The sequence below is a fragment of the Streptomyces sp. NPDC006140 genome, assembly GCF_040628815.1.
GTDB lineage: Bacteria > Actinomycetota > Actinomycetes > Streptomycetales > Streptomycetaceae > Streptomyces.
In genome coordinates, this window is the sequence record NZ_JBEXTS010000004.1 from 306263 (window position 1) to 325166 (window position 18904).

At 74.1% G+C, this 18904-nt stretch carries 18 protein-coding genes; 14 read left to right on the plus strand and 4 right to left on the minus strand.

The genetic code is table 11. The features are described from left to right. From ABZ386_RS14075 to ABZ386_RS14110, 8 genes are all read left to right on the plus strand, one after another. Positions 1 to 1494 carry a SulP family inorganic anion transporter gene (locus ABZ386_RS14075; RefSeq protein WP_358964812.1) on the plus strand — a complete coding sequence of 498 codons (1494 nt, stop codon included), beginning with the start codon at positions 1 to 3 and terminating at the stop codon, positions 1492 to 1494. A 166-nt stretch (positions 1495 to 1660) separates the two neighbouring features. Next, positions 1661 to 2536 (plus strand): slipin family protein, encoded by an 876-nt coding sequence (locus tag ABZ386_RS14080; protein ID WP_351334614.1) that lies wholly within the window; start codon positions 1661 to 1663, stop codon positions 2534 to 2536. A gap of 90 nt (positions 2537 to 2626) precedes the next feature. After that, the gene (locus ABZ386_RS14085; protein WP_358964813.1) at positions 2627 to 4009 is read left to right on the plus strand and encodes a PhoX family protein; all 1383 of its coding nucleotides are present in this window, start codon (positions 2627 to 2629) and stop codon (positions 4007 to 4009) included. A gap of 89 nt (positions 4010 to 4098) precedes the next feature. Beyond that, positions 4099 to 4803: a polyphosphate kinase 2 family protein gene (locus ABZ386_RS14090; RefSeq protein ID WP_358964814.1), complete on the plus strand. Its 705-nt coding sequence runs from the start codon at positions 4099 to 4101 to the stop codon at positions 4801 to 4803. Between the two features lie 68 nt (positions 4804 to 4871). Continuing rightward, complete coding sequence (locus tag ABZ386_RS14095; protein ID WP_351334606.1) at positions 4872 to 6389, plus strand: FAD-dependent oxidoreductase; 1518 nt, start codon at positions 4872 to 4874, stop codon at positions 6387 to 6389. An 80-nt stretch (positions 6390 to 6469) separates the two neighbouring features. After that, a complete protein-coding gene (locus ABZ386_RS14100) occupies positions 6470 to 6649 on the plus strand; it encodes a hypothetical protein (protein WP_114255905.1) in 180 nt (59 codons plus the stop codon). A gap of 53 nt (positions 6650 to 6702) precedes the next feature. Beyond that, entirely contained in the window at positions 6703 to 7464 is a 762-nt protein-coding gene (locus ABZ386_RS14105) for a peptidyl-tRNA hydrolase (RefSeq protein WP_358964815.1), read from the plus strand. A gap of 70 nt (positions 7465 to 7534) precedes the next feature. After that, entirely contained in the window at positions 7535 to 7996 is a 462-nt protein-coding gene (locus tag ABZ386_RS14110; protein WP_351334600.1) for a hypothetical protein, read from the plus strand. A gap of 17 nt (positions 7997 to 8013) precedes the next feature. On the opposite strand, the gene ABZ386_RS14115 is transcribed toward ABZ386_RS14110, so the two are convergent. Next, on the minus strand, positions 8014 to 8589 hold the full coding sequence (locus tag ABZ386_RS14115) for a potassium channel family protein (RefSeq protein WP_358964816.1): 576 nt from the start codon (positions 8587 to 8589) through the stop codon (positions 8014 to 8016). A gap of 166 nt (positions 8590 to 8755) precedes the next feature. On the opposite strand from ABZ386_RS14115, the gene ABZ386_RS14120 reads away from it, so the two are divergent. Further along, positions 8756 to 10147 carry a DUF692 domain-containing protein gene (locus ABZ386_RS14120; RefSeq protein WP_358964817.1) on the plus strand — a complete coding sequence of 464 codons (1392 nt, stop codon included), beginning with the start codon at positions 8756 to 8758 and terminating at the stop codon, positions 10145 to 10147. 138 nt (positions 10148 to 10285) lie between these two features. Here the strand turns inward: ABZ386_RS14120 and ABZ386_RS14125 are convergent, their stop codons facing one another. Then, a complete protein-coding gene (locus ABZ386_RS14125; RefSeq protein ID WP_351334594.1) occupies positions 10286 to 10471 on the minus strand; it encodes an aldehyde dehydrogenase family protein in 186 nt (61 codons plus the stop codon). Positions 10472 to 10675: 204 nt separating this feature from the next. On the opposite strand from ABZ386_RS14125, the gene ABZ386_RS14130 reads away from it, so the two are divergent. From ABZ386_RS14130 to ABZ386_RS14140, 3 genes are all read left to right on the plus strand, one after another. Then, positions 10676 to 11416 (plus strand): DUF4142 domain-containing protein, encoded by a 741-nt coding sequence (locus tag ABZ386_RS14130; RefSeq protein WP_351334591.1) that lies wholly within the window; start codon positions 10676 to 10678, stop codon positions 11414 to 11416. An 86-nt stretch (positions 11417 to 11502) separates the two neighbouring features. After that, positions 11503 to 12273 (plus strand): TIGR04222 domain-containing membrane protein, encoded by a 771-nt coding sequence (locus ABZ386_RS14135; RefSeq protein ID WP_351334589.1) that lies wholly within the window; start codon positions 11503 to 11505, stop codon positions 12271 to 12273. A 115-nt stretch (positions 12274 to 12388) separates the two neighbouring features. Continuing rightward, on the plus strand, positions 12389 to 14032 hold the full coding sequence (locus ABZ386_RS14140) for an alpha/beta hydrolase (RefSeq protein ID WP_356615405.1): 1644 nt from the start codon (positions 12389 to 12391) through the stop codon (positions 14030 to 14032). Here ABZ386_RS14140 and hemQ read toward each other — a convergent pair whose 3' ends face one another. Further along, positions 14033 to 14776, minus strand: a complete 744-nt coding sequence (gene hemQ, locus ABZ386_RS14145; RefSeq protein ID WP_351334584.1) for a hydrogen peroxide-dependent heme synthase — start codon at positions 14774 to 14776, stop codon at positions 14033 to 14035. A gap of 5 nt (positions 14777 to 14781) precedes the next feature. Next, positions 14782 to 16257 (minus strand): protoporphyrinogen oxidase, encoded by a 1476-nt coding sequence (gene hemG, locus ABZ386_RS14150; RefSeq protein WP_358964818.1) that lies wholly within the window; start codon positions 16255 to 16257, stop codon positions 14782 to 14784. Positions 16258 to 16413: 156 nt separating this feature from the next. Between hemG and ABZ386_RS14155 the strand changes: the two genes are divergently transcribed. Together ABZ386_RS14155 and ABZ386_RS14160 are read left to right on the plus strand one after the other, a co-directional pair. After that, entirely contained in the window at positions 16414 to 17451 is a 1038-nt protein-coding gene (locus ABZ386_RS14155) for a DUF4349 domain-containing protein (protein WP_358964819.1), read from the plus strand. A 27-nt stretch (positions 17452 to 17478) separates the two neighbouring features. After that, positions 17479 to 18870, plus strand: a complete 1392-nt coding sequence (locus ABZ386_RS14160; RefSeq protein WP_358964820.1) for an FAD-dependent oxidoreductase — start codon at positions 17479 to 17481, stop codon at positions 18868 to 18870. Positions 18871 to 18904 lie beyond the last annotated feature (34 nt).

An 18904-nucleotide genomic window follows, 5' to 3' on the forward strand; every position in this document is an offset into this window, starting at 1 on the left:
ATGCTGTCCAAGTTCCCTTACCTGAGGCAGGACTTCCTCGCCTCGATCGTCGTCTTCCTGGTCGCCGTGCCGCTGTGCGTCGGCGTGGCGGTCGCCTCCGGCGTCCCCGCGGAGCTGGGTCTGATCACCGGCATCGTCGGCGGCATCGTCACCGGGATGATGCGCGGCAGCAGCCTTCAGGTCTCCGGGCCCGCCGCCGGTCTCACCGTGCTGGTCTTCGAGGCCGTCAGCGAGTTCGGGGTGGCCACGCTCGGCGTGATCGTGCTGTTCGCCGGTCTGCTCCAGCTCGCCATGGGCTTCTTCGGGATAGGCCGCTGGTTCCGGGCGATATCCGTGTCCGTGGTCGAGGGCATGCTCTGCGGCATCGGCCTGGTGATCATCGCCGGGCAGATCTACGCGGCGGCGGGCCTGAAGGCCCCGGAGTCCGGGATCGGCAAGATCGCGGGCCTGCCCGGGGCGTTCGCCGACGCCCTCGGCAACACCACGGCCCTGACCTCCCTCGCGATCGGCGCGGGCACCATCGCCGTCATCGTGCTGTGGAAGAAGCTGCCCAAGGCCGTCCAGACCGTGCCCGGCGCCCTCGCCGCGGTCGTCCTGGCGACGGTCGCCGCGCTCGCCTTCAGCCTGCCGGTCGCCACCGTCCAGGTGGAGGGTCTGCTCGGCGTCATCCAGGTGCCCGGGGCCGACGCCTTCGGCGAGCTGGCCAGCCCGGCCATCTGGGGCACCATCATCGCCTTCGCGCTGATCGCCTCCGCCGAGTCCCTGTTCAGCGCGGCCGCCGTGGACCGGCTGCACGACGGTCCGCGCACCGAGTACAACAAGGAGATGATCGCCCAGGGCGCGGGCAACACCCTGTGCGGTCTGCTCGGCGCGCTGCCGATGACCGCGGTCATCGTGCGCAGCTCCGCCAACGTGAGCGCGGGCGCCAAGACCAAGGCGTCCCGGGTGCTGCACGGCGTCTGGCTGCTGCTCTTCGCCGCCGCGATGCCGTGGGCCCTGGCCCTGATCCCGATCCCCGCCCTGGCGGGCATCCTGGTGCACGCCGGCTTCAAGCTGATCCCGTTCCGCCAGATCACGGCGCTGTGGCGGGCGCACAAGGGTGAGGCGCTCATCCTGGTCGTCACGGCCGTGTCGATCGTCGCGGTCAACATGTTCGAGGGCGTGCTCATCGGTCTGGCCCTGTCGGTCGTCAAGACCGCCTGGGAGGCCTCGCACGTCAAGCTGGAGGTCATCGACAAGGGCGCCGGTCCGATCCAGGTGTACCTGGCGGGCAACGCCACCTTCCTGCGGCTGCCGAAGATCCTCGACAGCCTGGAGGCGCTGCCCCAGGACCGCCCGGTCGAGCTGGACCTGTCGGGCCTGCACCACCTCGACCACGCCTGCCGTACGGCCCTGGAGAGCTGGGCCGAACGCCACAGCGCGACGGGCACCGAGCCGGTGAAGGTCACGGAGTCCGAGGCGTCGCCGGAGGGCGAGAAGGTCACCGCCGCCTAGCCGGACCACGAACAGGCGGCACCATCAGGGCCGGGGCGCGCACACCATGCGCGCCCCGGCCCTCGTGCGTCCGGCCCTCCCGGTCCCAGGGCATGGCCCCACACCCTGATCCAGGCATATCGTTACAGGAACAGACGAAACGGGACCTCTGGACGGGGAGGTCGGCATGGTCGAAGAGCTGATCGGGGCGGTGGCGGCGGTCGGCGCCGGCGGCCTGATGTATCTGGCCGCGGCGGCACGGGTCGTCAAGCAGTACGAACGCGGGGTCGTCTTCCGGCTCGGGCGCCTGCACGGGGAGGTGCGGCGGCCCGGGTTCAACCTCGTCGTCCCGGCCGTCGACCGGATGCGCAAGGTCAACCTGCAGATCGTGACCATGCCCATCCCCGCCCAGGAGGGCATCACCCGCGACAACGTGACCGTGCGGGTCGACGCGGTGGTGTACTTCAAGGTCGTGGACCCGGCGGCCGCGGTCGTCAACGTCGAGGACTACCGCTTCGCCGTCTCGCAGATGGCGCAGACCTCCCTGCGCTCGATCATCGGCAAGAGCGAGCTGGACGACCTGCTGTCCAACCGGGAGAAGCTCAACCAGGGCCTGGAGCTGATGATCGACAGCCCGGCCGTGGAATGGGGCGTGACCATCGACCGCGTGGAGATCAAGGACGTGTCCCTGCCGGACACCATGAAGCGCTCCATGGCCCGCCAGGCCGAGGCCGACCGCGAGCGGCGGGCCCGGCTGATCAACGCCGACGCGGAGTACCAGGCCTCGAAGAAGCTGGCCCAGGCCGCCCACCAGATGGCGGACACGCCCTCGGCGCTCCAGCTGCGGCTGCTGCAGACCGTGATGGCCGTGGCGGCGGAGAAGAACTCCACGCTGGTGCTGCCCATCCCGGTGGAGCTGCTCCGGTTCCTGGAGAGGGGCCCCGAGGCCCGCCGGCAGACCTCCCCGGAACACGCCGTCGCCGACTCCGCCGAACACGCCGTCGCCGACGCGGCACAGGCCAAGGAGGCCCTGGAGGAGCTGCGGCACGCCGTGGAGCAGTGACGCGTGCTACGCGCGTGGTTCACGCCATCCGCGCCAGGTGGTAGACACAGCGGGATCACAGTTCCTGTCCGCCAGCAGGAAGGTTTCCGCATGACCACGACCGGTCGTTCCGCCACACGACGTGAGGCCCTCGCCGGGGCAGGCGCCCTGGGCATCGGGATCGCGTTCTCCGGTGCCCTGTCCGAACTCTTCGCCGGTACCGCCGCCGCACAGGACCTCGGCCGCACCGGCTACGGCCCGCTCGTCCCCGACCCGAAGGGACTGCTCGACCTGCCGGAAGGTTTCTGCTACCGGGTCCTCTCCCGCGAGGGCGACCCGCTCCGCTCCGGCGAGGGCAAGGTCCCCTCCAACCACGACGGCATGTCGGCCTTCGCGGGCAGAGGCGGCCGGGTCCACCTGGTCCGCAACCACGAGAACCGCGCCGACGGCAAGGTCCCGGTCCCGGTGGTCGAGGGCCTCACGTACGACCCGGCGGGCAAGGGCGGCTGCACGGCCCTGACGCTGGACTCCCGCAACCACGTCCTGTCGGAACGCGTCGCGATCGCCGGCACGGCCGTCAACTGCGCGGGCGGGCCCACCCCGTGGGGCACCTGGCTGACCTGCGAGGAGACCGAGGACAAGGCGGGCACCAACGGCTACGCCAAGGACCACGGCTTCATCTTCGAGGTCGACCCGGTCGACCCGCGCCGCACCGGAGCCGTGCCGCTGACCGCGATGGGCCGCTTCCAGCACGAGGCGATCGCCGTCGACCCGCGGCGGGGCGTGGTGTACGAGACGGAGGACGCCTTCCAGAAGCCGTTCGGCCTCTTCTACCGCTTCCTGCCGGACCGGCCGCTGGGCGGCCGGGGTTCGCTGCGCGCGGGCGGCCGGCTCCAGGCCATGCGCGTGCCCGGCGTACCGGACCTGTCCTCGATCCAGGAGACCGGCGCCGCGTTCGACGGCGTCGAGTGGGTGGACGTACCGGACCCGCAGGCGGCGCGGACGCCGATCCGGCTGCAGGACTTCGGCCGCCGGGGCATCACGCACGCGCAGAAGCTGGAGGGCTGCTACTGGGGCGGCCGGTCGGTGTACTTCGTGTCGTCCTTCGCCCGCAGCGCGGAGGGCTCGGCGGCGGACCACTTCGGGCAGGTCTGGCGCTACGACCCGGACCGGCGGCGGCTGACCCTGGTGATCGTCTTCGGGCCGGACACCGACGTGCAACTGCCGGGCGAGTCGCCGGACAACATCTGCCTGGCCCCCAGCGGCGGCCTCATGGTCTGCGAGGACGGCGAGGGCGCCCAGCACCTGTACGGCGTGACCCGGCGCGGCGAGGTGTACGCGATGGCCCGCAACCGCCAGAACATCGGCACCCCGGAGGAGCCCGAGTGGGGTGAGTTCGCCGGGGTGGCCTTCTCCCCCGACGGCGACACGATGTACGTCAACTGCTACCGGCCCGGCACCACGTTCGCGGTGACGGGCCCCTGGCGCCGGTAGGCGCGAAGCCGCTGCCGGCGGGGCGCCGGGTGCGCGACCCGGCGCCCCGCCGGACCATCGAGGCACAGGCATCGGAAGGGGGCCCGGCGGTGCGGAAGGACAGGACCTCACTGCGGAAGCGGCTGCGCGTCCCCGTCGGCGAGCCGGTCGACCTGTCCGCCCAGGACGCCGCCGCCACCCCCGGCGGCCCGGACGGCAAAGCGGCGGGCAAGGCCGCCACGGCCAGGATCGGCGAGCGCCTCGCCGGCCTCCAGGAACGGCTGTGGGCCGCGAGCACCGCGGGCGACCGGCGCCGCGTCCTGCTGGTCCTGCAGGGCATGGACACCAGCGGAAAGGGCGGCACGGTCAAGCACGTCATCGGGCTGCTCAACCCGTCCGGCTGCCGGATCACCGCGTTCCGGGCGCCCACCGCCGAGGAGCGCGCGCACCCCTTCCCGTGGCGCGTCGAGAAGGCGCTTCCGCTCCCCGGCGAACTGGGCATCTTCGACCGCTCGCACTACGAGGACGTCCTCGTGGCCCGCGTCCGCGGCCTCGCCGACGACGGCGTGACCCTGGTCAAGTACTTCCTGCACCTCTCCTGCGAGGAGCAGCGCCGCCGGCTGCTCAAGCGCCTCGACAGGCCGGAGAAGCGCTGGAAGTTCGCGCCGTCCGACATCGACGACCGCGCCCTGTGGCCCGCCTACCAGGAGGCCTACGAGATCGCCCTGGAGCGGCTGCGGGAGCTGGACCCGCGGTATCCGGAGCCGGACTTCGACGTGGCGGAGTGCCGGAAGCGGCTGCTGCGGCAGTCCTGAACGCCGGTCCCCCTGCTCGGTGGGCATGCCGGACACTGAAGCGGTCGCACGGGGGTACTCGGTGGCCCATGAGCGAGAAGCAGCAGGTCAGCAGCTCGTACTGGCTTGAGACCGCCCCGGACGGCCACCACCCCGCGCTGGCGGAGGACCTGGATGTCGACGTGGCGGTGATCGGCGGCGGGATCGCCGGGCTGTGCACGGCGTGGGAGCTGACGCGGGCCGGCCGCAGCGTGGCGGTGCTGGAGGCCGGGCGAGTCGCGGCCGGGGTCACCGGGCACACCACCGCCAAGGTCACCGCCCTGCACACGCTCGTCTACGACAAGCTGCGGCGCACCCGCGGCCCCGAGGGCGCCCGGCTGTACGCCCGTTCGCAGTCCGAGGCGATCGAGCGCGCCGCCGGGATCGTCGAGGAGCTGGGCATCGACTGCGACTGGGAGACCCGGAGCGCCTACACGTACGCCTGCGATCCGGGCCGGGTCGACGAACTGCGCGCCGAGGCACGGGCCGCCGCCGAGGCCGGGCTGCCCGCCTCGTTCGTGGCGGAGACCGGGCTGCCCTTCCCGGTGGCGGGCGCGGTCCGGGTCACCGGGCAGGCCCAGTTCCACCCGCGCAAGTACCTGCTGGCCCTCGCCGCCGACCTGGCCGGACGCGGCGGGCGGATCTTCGAGGACACCACCGTCCTCGGCCTGGACGAGGGCGAGCCGTGCCGGCTGTCGACCACCACCGGGGCGACGGTCCGGGCCCGGGACGTGGTCGTCGCGACGCACTACCCGATCTTCGACCGGGCCCTGCTCTTCACCCGGCTGTCCCCGCGCCGCGAGCTGGTGGTCGCCGGGACGATCCCGGCGGAGCAGGACCCGGACGGCATGTTCATCACGCCCGACGAGGGCATCCGCTCGGTGCGCACCGCGCCCCACGAGGGAGACCGGCGCCTGCTCATCGTCACGGGCGAGCACTTCACGCCCGGCACGGGCGACCCGCGCGCCCGCTTCGAGCACCTCACCGCCTGGGCCACCGAGCACTTCCCCGACCTGGACGTCACCCACCGCTGGGCCACGCAGGACAACGACCCGACCGACACCGTGCCGATGGTCGGCCCCCTGCACCCGGGCGCCCGGCACGCCTACGTGGCCACCGGCTTCGGCGGCTGGGGCATGAGCGGCGGCATGATGGCGGGCCGCCTCCTCGCCGCGCAGATCACCGGCGAGGAGTGCGCGTGGAGCGGGCTGTACGACCCGCGCCGGCTGAAGCCCGCCGTGCGTGAGGCGCCGTCGTTCCTCAAGACCCAGGCCAAGGTCGCCGGGCACTTCGTGGGCGACCGGCTGCGGCCCTCACCGCCGGTGGAGTCCCTGCCGCCCGGCGAGGGCGCCGTGGTCCGCGCCGACGGCCACCGCCTCGCGGTCTACCGGGACGACGACGGCGCCCTGCACGCCGTCTCCGCCCGCTGCACCCACCTGGGCTGCCTGGTCGCGTTCAACAGCGCCGAGCGCGCCTGGGAGTGCCCCTGCCACGGCTCCCGTTTCGACACCGACGGCAAGGTGATCCAGGGCCCGGCGACCAAGCCGCTGGAGCAGCGGGACATCTGACGGCCGGGTGCCGCCTGCGCCCCCACGACGCCCGTTGCCCGGCCGTGGGCGATCGGCCCTGGCCGTCCTACGCTGGACATATGAGCGAGGACGACTACTGCCTGATCGACGCGGCGAGGCCGCCCCGGGCGGACGGACCTCCGTACGCGGAGTGCGTGCTGTGCCGGGAGCCGACGGAGTACCCGGAGTCGTACCGGGGCATCACGCTCTGCCCGGTCTGCGAGTGGCGGGAGGCGGAACGCACGTCCTGCTCGGGCTGACCGGCGGGGACGGGCCCGGTCCGGGCGATCTTCCGGCTGGCACACTGGGAGCCGTGAGCGCAGACCCCACACCCGTGAGTGACAGCCCCTTCCGGTCCGAGCCCTCGGCGCGCGACACGGCGCCGCAGTTCGTGCTGCCGCTGGTCGTGCGGATCGAGCGGGGTGCCCCGCCGGCGCGCACGGACGCGCTGGAGACGGCCGCCCGGGCCGTGCTGACGATCCTGGGCGACGAGCGGTCGGCCGGCGAGGGCGCGTGGGCGGGGGCGATGCGGGACTGGCAGGACGCCCGGATCCGCAAGGTGGTGCGGCGGGCCCGGGGCGCCGAGTGGCGGCGGGCCGAGGCCCTGCCCGGCATCACGGTCACCGGCAAGTCGGCCGAGGTGCGGGTCTACCCGCCCGTCCCGCTCGACGGCTGGCCCAAGGACCTCGCCCGGCTCCAGGTCTCCGGCACCGACCTGGACGACCCGGAACCGCCGCTGGACGCCGACTCGGCCGCCGCCGTGCTGTGGCTGAACCCCGACCTCGGCATGTCGGCCGGCAAGGCGATGGCCCAGGCGGGGCACGCCGCCCAACTGGCCTGGTGGGAGCTGTCCGACGCGGAGCGGACCGCCTGGCAGGAGGCGGGCTTCCCGCTCGCCGTACGGACGGCCGACCCGGCCCGCTGGTCCGCACTGACCGGCTCCGGGCTGCCGCTGGTCCGCGACGCGGGGTTCACGGAGATCGCGCCCGGCTCGTGCACGGTCGTCGCGGACCACCCGGCGCTGCGCCGGGAGCCGTACCGGAGCGGCGGCCCGGCGGCCACCCGTTCGGAGTAGCCGCGGGCGCGCCGGGCGTGGACGGGTGCTCCAGTGGGGTTACCGGACAACCTCGACCCAGGAGGCAGCCATGACCAGCGCCGCGCCCCCTCCCCCCGCCCCGCCCGCCCCCGACGACCGGTCGCCCGGCGACCGCGGCCCGGGCGGTCCCGGCGACACGTGGGCGGCCGGGGGCCTCGCTCTCGGCGGCACCCTGATGGTCGTCTACGGCCTCTTCGCGGTGCTCCAGGGCATCACGGCGATCGCCGACGACGAGGTGTACACGAGCTTCGGCGACTACGTCTTCGAGTTCGACCTGACCGCGTGGGGCTGGATCCACCTGGTCGTCGGCGTGCTCGTGGTGGTGGCCGGGTTCGGCCTGTTCAGCGGGGCGACCTGGGCCCGGATGGTGGGCGCGGTCGTGGTCGGACTGGCGCTGATCGCGAACTTCATGTGGCTGCCGTACCAGCCGTTCTGGTCGATCATCATGATCGTGACCGGCCTGTTCGTTCTGTGGTCGGTGTTCAACTACCGCTCCACCCGCGCGATGTAGGCGCCGCCCGGGGTCCGTCAGGACGGCGGCGGGCGCCGGTCGCGCGCGGCGACGACCGTGTGCAGCCGGCGCGTCAGCGCCGTGGCCGCCGCCGTGAGGAACACGAGCGTGTACAGGATCTGCACGACGGTCACCACGCGGGCCTCCTGCCCGCGCGGGGTGATGTCGCCGTAGCCGACGGTCGCCAGTGTGACGACGGTGAAGTACAGCGCGTCGACGCGGGTGCGCAGGCCCGTGAACTGGCCCGGCTGCTGGGCGAGTGCGTAGTAGCCGGACGAGAAGACCAGCACGGCCAGGCACATCAGCAGCGCGATCATGAGGCCCGAGCGGGTGTGCGGTTTCTCCAGCACGACGTCGCGCACCTGGCGCAGCAGCAGCGCGGCGACCAGTGCGAGGCACAGCACGAACAGCGGCCAGCCCAGCCAGGGGCGGTCGGCGCCGAGCCCCTCCAGGGGGAACAGGAAGTAGGCCGCGCCGACGGCCACGACCAGCGCCCCGGCACCGGCCCACAGCCGACGGACCGCGGCCGGAGCCCCCGGCTCCGGTCGCTGCTTCCGCGCGGGGCGGTGCGCCTGCTCGCTGCCTTCGCGCATAGGTCCGGTCTACGACGCATCGGGGGGCGGCGCGAGCCCGGCGCCTCCGTCGGTGGGGCCGAACCTCAAATGTTGCTCTGAAGGCGCCCCCCGCGGGGTTCGCGGGCGGGCGGCTGGGCCATACCCCCCTCACGTTCGAGGATCGCGCCGTGCGGAGGAGGGGACGATGGAGCGACTGGGGACGGGCATCGGGTGGCGACCGGAGATCGCGGACGCCGTGGAGCGCATGCCGGGCATCGACTGGGTCGAGGCGGTGGCCGAGAACGTCTGCCCCGGGCATCTGCCCGAGTCGCTGCGGCGGCTGCGCGAGCGCGGCATCACGGTCGTGCCGCACGGCGTCTCGCTCGGTCTCGGCGGCGCGGACCGGCCCGACGAGGGCCGCCTGGCCGCGCTCACCGAGCGGGTGGAGGCGCTGGGTTCGCCGCTGGTCACCGAGCACATCGCGTTCGTACGGGCGGGCGGCGCCCTGACCGCGTCCCCGCGCCTGGAGGCGGGTCACCTGCTGCCCGTCCCCCGGACCCGGGACGCCCTCGACGTGCTGTGCGAGAACGTGCGCATCGCGCAGGAGGCGCTGCCCGTGCCGCTGGCCGTGGAGAACATCGCCGCGCTGATCTCCTGGCCGGGCGAGGAGATGACGGAGGGCCAGTTCCTGTACGAGCTGGCCGACCGCACGGGCGTCCGCCTCCTCATCGACGTGGCCAACCTGCACACCAACCACGTCAACCGCGGCGAGGACCCGGCCAAGGCCCTCGCCGAGCTGCCGCTGGAGGCCATCGCGTACGTCCATGTCGCGGGCGGCTTCGAGCGCGACGGCGTCTGGCACGACAGCCACGCCCACCCCGTGCCCGCGCCGGTCCTCGACATCCTGACCGACCTCGCCTCCCGCGTGTCCCCGCCGGGTGTCCTCCTGGAACGCGACGAGAACTTCCCCGAACCGGCCGAGCTGGAGGGCGAGCTGGCCGCGATCCGGCGGGCCCTGGAGGCGGGAGCCGTCGAGCGCGTGAAGACGGAACTCCGTTCGGCGGGCCGGGCGGCCGTCCGAGGGGAGACGGACCTGCCCGGGGCATCGCGGGAGGGCGACGAGACCGGGGCGGCCGGGGCGACACGGGGCGCCTCCGGCCTGCCCCACCCGGAGGACGCCGGTGCCGCCCGGCAGCGGCTCGGGCTCGCGCAGGCCGCGCTGCTGTCGGCGCTGGTCGCCGGGACGCCCGTGCCCGAGGGGTTCGACCGGGTGCGGGTCGGCGTCCAGGCGCGGGCGCTCGCCGCGAAGCGGGCCGACGTCGTGGCGAAGGTCGCGCCCGAACTGCCGGAGATCCTCGGGGCGGACTACCGCCCGGCGTTCCTCGGCTACGCCCAGACCCATCCGATGACCGGCGGCTACCGCCGCGACGCCCTCACCTTCGCCGAGCACCTGCTGCACGCAGGACGGCCTCAGGACGCCCGGGTACGGCGGGCCCTGCGCCAGTGGTGGCAGGAGCGCTCGGGCCCCACCCCACGCTCCCAGCGCCCCACCCACCGCCTGGCCCACGCCACACGCAGGGCACTGCTCCGGCGTTGAGGACGTGACGTCCGAGGCGTGGCTGGAGCCTCACCGCAGGCCGGCCGTACCGCGCTCACCCTCGCCGGCCGCGCTCGGCTCCCGTCGGCCGCGTTCGCCCTCGTCGACGGCGGCCGTCGGACCGCGGTCGGGCAGTCGTCAAACGACGGTCACCCCGCGCGCCTCGGTGAAGGCGCGGCGGGCGGCGCGCACGGCGCGGTCCACGTCGGTGGCGTCGGCCTCGTCGACGGTGGTGACGACGGACGCGTCGTAGGGGTTGATCACGTCCCGGCGCCCGCCGGCCGCCACCGCTGTCCCCGTACCGTCGATGTACAGCTCATCCACCGCGAGGCCTCCTTCGCTTCCGGCCCGGGCCGATCGGCCCGACGGCGCCCGGCGAGTCCCCCTTCGCGTCTCCCCCAATCGTCCCGCCCTGCCCCCGATGCCACCCTTTGGTTCTGTACGGCAGTTGACGTAGACCGCCCAGTAACATGTCAACTCCGCACCCGAAGCGCACTAGCGTGCGGTGCCGTACCAGGAGGCACCACCATGCGACCGCGACCCCCCGTCAAGGGCCGAGGCATCGTCAGCGGCACCGGGCTCATCGTCACGTGCCTGACGGCGACGCTCGCCGCGCTGGTCTTCTCCCTCTGGTCCTTCACCGACCGGCCGGGAGCGGCACCGAGCGTGCTCAGCGCCCAGACACTGCAGACGAGTTACGGGCCCTTGTCCGCCCTCGACCAGGAATTCCTCGTCAAGGTGCGGCTGGCCGGGCTGTGGGAGCTGCCCGCGGGGCGGCAGGCGCGGGCGAAGGGGACCACGCCGGCCGTCCGGACGGCGGGCCGGCACCTCGTCGAGGGGCACCGGTTCCTGGACGAGCGGGTCCTCGACGTCGCCTCCCGGCTGGACCTCGCCCTGCCCGAGGAGCCCAGCGACGAGCAGAAGCAGTGGCTGGCCACCCTGGACGCGGCGCGGGGCGCGGAGTACGACCGCCGGTTCGCCAACATCCTGCGCATCGCCCACGGCAGGGTGTTCTCGGTCGTCGCGCAGGTCCGCGCGAGCACCCGCAACTCCCTCGTGCGGCAACTCGCCGACGACGCCAACACCACCGTCCTCGACCACATCAAGGTCCTGGAGGCCACGGGCTACGTCGACTTCGACTCGGTGGCCCGCGACCTGGCCGGCCAGAGCACGTCCGCGCCTGCGGCCCCGGTCCCGCCCGCCGGCCCGCTCCCCGGCTCGACCTATCCGCTCCCGCCGCCCGCCTACAGCCCGCCCCCGGAGCGGTGAAGCGGAACGTCACATACCGACAACACTCCGTCCGGATCGTGAACGAGGCATGGTGCTTTCACGACCGTGTCACATACAAACAACATATGCTCTGGGTTCTTTTCCTGCTGGCCGCCTGGGCCGTGGCTGGCACGGCGTGCACGCGCCTGTGCCTGGCGGCCGTGCGTGCCGCGGCCATCGACGCGGATACCGGCCGCGTCCGTGAACTCACGCTGTACGAGGCCGCGTTCCTCTCCGGCGGCCCCCGGCGGGTCGCCGACGTGACGCTCGTCGCCATGGCGCGCCAGCGCCGTCTGCTCCTGGCGCACACCGGCTGGGCGACGGTCGTCGATCCGCGCGGGCGGGACGAGATGGAGCGGTCGGTCATAGGGGCCATCGGCCCCGAGGGGCAGTCCCGTATCGCGCCGGTGCGGACCACCGCCGCCGCGGCGGACGCGGTGCGCGGGATCGCCGACGGGCTGGTGCGCGCGGGCCTGGCGGTGCCGGACAGCGCCCGTACGACGGTCGCGGCGGCGGTCCGGCAGGTGCGCGGGGCGGCGCTCGCCGTCCTCGGGCTGGGCGGGGCCGCGTTGCTGACGCCCCTCTCGCCGGACATGCCGCGGCACCTGGTCGCCCTGTGGTTCGCGCTGCCGCTCGCCCTGGCCCTGAGCTGCCTGGCGGTCGCGCGGATCGAGATCCACCCGTACTCGCGCTGGGCCTCCCCGACCGGTCAGCGGCTGCTCGGCGCGCTGACCCGGGACGCGGACGGCGCCGCCGACGACCGTACGTACCTCACCTCCGTGGCCGTGCGCGGCGTCAGCGCGATCGGCGAACCGGACCTGCGCGCCGCCTTCACGCACCGCGAGGCGCACGACTGACAGACCGGGGGCGCACTCGGGGCATTGGCGCCGACACCGGCGGACAGTGCTTGCCTTCCCCCTCCGCCGGACGAAGCATCCCTTCCGTCGCCACCGTGCACCGAAGGGATACGCGATGAGAGCCGCCCTCCTCTACTCGGCCGCCGGGTCCTTGCTGCTGAGCGCCCTCACCGCCGCCCCCGATGCCGCCCCGGGCGCCGCAGCGGACCGGTCGGGGGCGGCCGAGATGCGCGGCACCGCCGTGGCCGCGGCCCGCGCCAAGGCGGCCGGTGTCGACTTCGGCCCGTGCCCGGACGCGCAGGACCTGCCGGGCAGCATGCGCTGCGGCACGGTGACCGTCCCGCTGGACTACGCCCGCCCGGACGGCAGGCAGATCGAACTGACCGTCAGCCGGGCCCGGGCCACGCGCAAGGACCCGCACCACGGCACGCGCGAGGTCCCCCGGCAGGGCGCCCTCGTGTACAACCCCGGCGGACCGGGCGCCACCGGGCTGTACTTCCCGCTCATCGGGCTGCTCCCGGAGTGGAAGCGGATCGCGGCCGCGTACGACCTCGTCGGCTACGCCCCGCGCGGGGTGGGCCGTTCGGCGCCGCTGTCCTGCACGGACCCGAAGCAGTTCTTCAAGGGGCCCACGCAGGCGCCGACACATCCTTCCGAGGCGTACAAGAAGGAACGGATCGCGCAGGCGCGGGCGTATGCGCGCGGCTGCGCCGAGCGGGCCGGCGAGGCGCTGCGGCACTACCACTCGCTGAACAACGCCCGCGACCTCGACGTGCTGCGCGCCGCGCTCGGCGAGGAGCGGCTGACCTTCCTCGGCTCGTCGTACGGCACGTACTTCGGCGCCCTCTACGCGACGCTGTTCCCCGCGCACGTACGGCGGATGGTGTTCGACTCGGCCGTCGACCCCGACCCGGAGCGGATCTGGTACCGCAACAACCTCGGCCAGTCGGCGGCGTTCGAGGGCCGCTGGCTCGACTTCCGGAGGTGGATCGCCCGGCACCACGCCGTGTACGGGCTGGGCAGGACCGCGCGGGAGGTGCGGCGCAGCTACGAGCGGGCGATGGCACGGCTGGCCGCCGAACCCGCGGGCGGGAAGGTCGGACCGGGCCAGTTGCAGGGGGCGTTCCTCCAGGCCGGGTACTACGACGACCAGTGGCCGCACCGGGCGCACGCGCTGTCGGCGTATCTGAAGGGCGACCCCGGGCCGCTGGTCGAGCAGGCGGCCCGGCATCCGGAGGCCGCCGCCGAGGCGGAGAACGCGCGCGCGGTCTACGTGGCCGTCGAGTGCAACGACGCGCCCTGGCCGACGGACTGGGCGGTGTGGGACCGGGACAACACCCGGCTCGCGCGGGTGGCGCCCTTCGAGACCTGGCACAACGTGTGGACGAACCTGCCGTGCGCCTACTGGCGGGCGCCCCGGCAGCGGCCGCTGGACGTCTTCGCCGGGCCGGGCGAGCTGCCGCCGACGCTGATCCTGGCCGCCGAGCGGGACGCCGCCACGCCCTACGACGGCGCCCTGGAACTCCACCGCCGTCTCGCGGGCTCGGTCCTGGTGACGGAGCGGGACGCCGGCGCCCACGGCCTGGCGGGCGGGCCGAACGCCTGCGTCAACGGGCACATGGAGGCGTATCTGCTGCAGGGCCGGCTGCCGGGGCGGCGCGCGGAGTGCGCGCCGCACGCCGAGCCGAAGCCGGCTCCCGCGGCCGAGCCGCGACCGGCGGCCCCGGAGCGGGCCGGGACGGCCGGGGCGGCGCGCTGATCAGGCCAGACCGGCGACCAGCTCGGCGATGTCCTTGCGGCGGCCCGTGAAGAAGGGGACCTCCTCGCGGACGTGCCGGCGGGCCTCCGAGGCGCGCAGGTGGCGCATGAGGTCGACGATGCGGTACAGCTCGTCGGCCTCGAAGGCGAGGATCCACTCGTAGTCGCCGAGGGAGAAGGAGGCGACCGTGTTGGCGCGCACGTCGGGGAAGCCGCGGGCCATCTTGCCGTGGTCTGCGAGCATGCGGCGGCGGTCCTCGTCGGGCAGCAGGTACCAGTCGTAGGAGCGCACGAAGGGGTAGACGCTCACGTAGTTGCGCGGCGTCTCGTCGGCGAGGAACGCCGGGATGTGCGAGCGGTTGAACTCGGCGGGGCGGTGCAGCGCCATGTTCGACCAGACCGGCTCCAGGGCGCGGCCCAGCCGGGTGCGGCGGAAGAGGTTGTACGCCTCCTGCAGCGCGTCGCTGGTCTCCGCGTGCCACCAGATCATGAGGTCGGCGTCGGCGCGCAGGCCCGACACGTCGTACGTGCCGCGGATCGTCACGTCCTTCGCGGCGAGCTGGTCGAACAGCTCCTGGACCTCGTCGGCGTACCCGGCGCGGTCCTCGGGGAGCACGTCCTTCAGCTTGAAGACGGACCAGAGCGTGTAGCGGATGACCTCGTTGAGGTCCTTGGCCAGCTTGCCCTTGTTCGGGATGCGGTCGGGCGCGGTACCGGAGGGGGTGGTGGAGGCGTCGTCACTCATGCTCCTCATTCTCCCGCTCCGCCGTGCAGGCTCTGCACCGGGTGGGCGGTGAGTTCCTCCACACCGCGCAGGTCGCCCTGGATCTGGTCGACGGCGGCGTACGCGCTCGCGATGCAGGCCGGGATGCCGACGCCGTCGTACGGGGCGCCGCAGACGGCGAGCCCGGGCAGCCGGGCGACGTGCTCCCGGACACGGGCCACGCGCGCGTGGTGGCCGACCGGGTACTGGGGCAGGCCGTCGTCCCAGCGGGTGACGCGGGTGGCGACGGGGGTGGCGTCCAGGCCGGTCGCCGCCTTCAGGTCGTGCCGGGACACCTCCACCAGCTCTTCGTCGTCGCGCCGGAGGATGTCCGTCTCGCCGTACCGCCCGACGGAGGTGCGCAGGACGAGCAGGTCCGGGTTCTCCTCGGCGATCCAGCCCCACTTCCGGGAGGCGAAGGTGGAGGCCTTGATGGTGCGCCCGTCGACCGGCGGCACCAGGAAGCCGCTGCCGTCGGGCAGGGCCGTCCCGGCGCGGCGGTAGGCGAGGGTGACCAGGGCCATGGAGGCGTACTCGACGGTGTCGAGCTCGGCGGCGGCCCCGGGGCTCTCGGCGCGCAGCAGCCGGGCGGCGGCGGGCGCGGGGACGGCGAGGACCACCGCGTCGGCGTGCAGCACCCGGTCGCCGGCGATCACGCGCCAGGCCTCGCCGGCCGCGTCCTGCCGGGCCGCTCGGCGCAGCTCCGTCACCGGGGCGCCGGTGAGGATCTCGCCCCCGCGGGCGCGGACCGACTCCGCCACGGCGAGCGGCAGGGTGCCCACGCCGCCCTGGATGCCCATGAACACCGGGCCGGTCTGCCGGGCGGCGGCCGCGTTGGCCTGGATCTCGCGGACGCCCTCCGTCAGGGAGGCGTGGGAGCGGGCGGCCTGGTAGAGCTGCGGCACGGCCGAGCGCATCGAGATGCGGTAGGCGTCGCCCGCGTACACGCCGCCCAGCAAGGGCTCCACCAGGCGGTCGACGACCTCGCGGCCGAGGCGCGCCGCCACGTACTCCCCGACGGCCACGTCGTCGCCGACCTCCGTGCGGGGCAGCTCGGCGTCGCGCTCGATGCGGGCGAGGCCCTCGTCGGACAGCACGCCGGACAGGGCGGCGGCCGTCCCGGGCACGCCCATGACATGGCCCTTGGGCATGGGGCGCAGGGCGCCGCGCGTCCAGATCGAGGCCGTCGCGGTCGCGGGCGGCTGGAGGCGGTCGGCGAGGCCCGCCGCACGCGCGAGCGCCACCGCCTCGGGGCGGCGGGCCAGCATCGACTCGGCGCCGAGGTCCACGCGCGCGCCCGCGATCTCCCCGGGCAGCAGCTTGCCGCCGACCCGGTCGGAGGCCTCCAGCACGGTCACCCGCGCCCCGCGCTCCAGCAGCCGGTGAGCGGCGGCCAGGCCCGCGATGCCCGCCCCGATGACGACGACCTGCCCCGTGCCCGCACGGGCTTGAACTTCGCGCATGGCCCCAGCCTCTCAGACCCCACTGACAGCGCCGCCGCGGCCCGGTGTCCCGGCCGAGTCCCGACCGTGACCGCATCGGAACCGTCCTGGGCCAAACGTCCGGCGCCGCCCGGGCGTCGAAGAAGCGACAGCTGAATCGACCTGCGGGGGATGCCCATGCGCACACGACGATCCGTACGACGCCCCGTCCCGGCCCTGGCCGCGCTCTTCCTGGCCGCGTCCCTCGCCCTCACGGGGTGCAGCGCCGGGGGCGAGGACTCCGCCGGCAGCACCGCGGCCGACCGCGGCTACGCCGGCCCCGAGGCGGGGGCGAAGGAGGCCGCCCCGGGCAGCGCCGGAAGCGGGACCGGCAGCGGGGCCCGCAGTGGCTCCCGGGCGACCGCGCCGCCGAAGCTCACCGCGAGCATCATCCGCACGGCCTCGCTGACCGTGCAGGTCAAGGACGTCCCGAAGGCCCTGGAGGAGGCCCGCACCCGCACCGAGAACGCGGGCGGCTATGTCGGCAACGAGACCACCACCCGGGACGCGGAGGGCCGCGAACGCACCCGGGTCGTGCTGCGCGTGCCCGTCGAGAAGTACGACGAGGTCCTCGCCGAGCTGGAGGGCGCGGGCAAGCTCCTCGACCGCAGCGCGAAGGCGGAGGACGTCACCGACCAGGTCGTGGACGTGGAGAGCCGGATCACCTCGCAGCGCGCCAGCGTGGCCCGGATCCGCGAGCTGATGGACCGGGCCACCAAGCTCAGCGACGTGGTGACGCTGGAGGGCGAGCTGAGTTCCCGCCAGGCCGACCTGGAGGCGCTGCTGGCCCGGCAGGCGTCCCTGAAGGACCGCACGAGCATGGCCACCATCACGCTGTCGCTGTCCGAGACACCGGTGAAGAAGCCGGAGAAGAAGGAGGAGGGCGACCCGGGGTTCCTGGACGCGCTCGCGGGCGGCTGGAACGCGTTCGTGACGATGCTGCGCTGGCTCGCGGTGGTGCTCGGCGCGGTCCTGCCGTTCGCGGCGGTGGCGGCCGTGATCGTCCTGCTGTGGCTGCGTGTCGTACGGCCCCGCCTGCCGCGCCGCCCGCGACCCGCTTCCGCATCGGCTTCCGCTCCCGGTTCCGGTTCCGCCGGGAGCGCGCTGGGCCCGTTGCCGGTGGCCCGGAGCGCCCCGGAGTCCGCCCCTGCCCGGGAGTCCGGCGAGGAGGACTGAAGTGCCCTGCTCCCGTAGCGTGTTCGCATGAACATGAGCCGTACGCGCGGGGAGCGACTGGTCGTGATCGGCGGCGACGCCGCGGGGATGTCCGCGGCCTCGCAGGCGCGCCGTCTGAAGGGCCCCGACGAACTGGAGATCGTGGCGTTCGAACGGGGCCACTTCACGTCGTACTCGGCATGCGGCATCCCGTACTGGGTGGGCGGCCACGTCACCGACCGGGACCGGCTCATCGCCCGCACGCCCGAGGAGCACCGCGCGCGGGACATCGACCTGCGGCTGCGCACCGAGGTCACGGAGCTCGACCTCGACGGGCGGCGGGTCCGCGCCCGGGACCTCGACTCCGGCGCCGAGTCCTGGACGTCGTACGACAAGCTCGTGATCGCGACCGGGGCCCGGCCGATCCGGCCGGACATGCCGGGCATGGACGCCCCCGGGGTGCACGGCGTGCAGACGCTGGACGACGGCCAGCAGCTGCTCGACTCGCTGGCACGCACGCGTGGCCGTCGCGCGGTGGTCGTGGGGGCCGGCTACATCGGCGTGGAGATGGCCGAGGCGCTCATCAGCCGGGGCTACGAGGTGACGGTCGTCAACCGGGGCAGCGAGCCCATGTCGACCCTCGACCCCGACATGGGGCGCCTGGTGCACGAGGCCATGGAGGGCCTGGGCATCACGATGGTGAACGACGCCGAGGTCACGAAGATCCTCACGGGGGACGACGGCCGGGTCAGGGCGGTGGCCACCCAGGACCGCGACTTCCCGGCGGACGTGGTCGTGCTGGGCATCGGCGTGCGCCCCGAGACGGCCCTCGCGAGGGCCGCCGGCCTCCCGCTCGGCACCCACGGCGGGCTCCTCACGGACCGCTCGATGCGGGTGCGCGGCCACGAGAACATCTGGGCCGGGGGTGACTGCGTGGAGGTCCTCGACCTGGTCTCCGGCCAGGAGCGGCACATCGCCCTCGGCACCCACGCCAACAAGCACGGCCAGGTCATCGGCACCAACGTCGGCGGCGGCTACGCCACGTTCCCGGGCGTGGTCGGCACGGCGGTCAGCAAGGTCTGCGACCTGGAGATCGCGCGCACGGGCCTGCGCGAGAAGGACGCCCACCGCGTCGGGCTCCGCTTCGAGGCGGTCACCATCGAGTCGACCAGCCGCGCCGGCTACTACCCGAACGCCTCCCCCATGACGGTGAAGATGCTCGCCGAACTCCGTACGGGCCGACTCCTGGGCGTCCAGATCGTGGGCCGGGAGGGCGCGGGCAAGCGGGTCGACATCGCGGCGGTCGCCCTCACGGCGGGCATGACGGCGGAACAGATGACGACCCTGGACCTGGGCTACGCCCCGCCGTTCTCCCCGGTCTGGGACCCGGTGCTGGTGGCGGCCCGCAAGGCGGCGGCGAAGGTGCGCGGTTCTTCGTAAGGAACGGTCGGGCGTCAGGGGCGCGGGGCTGTAT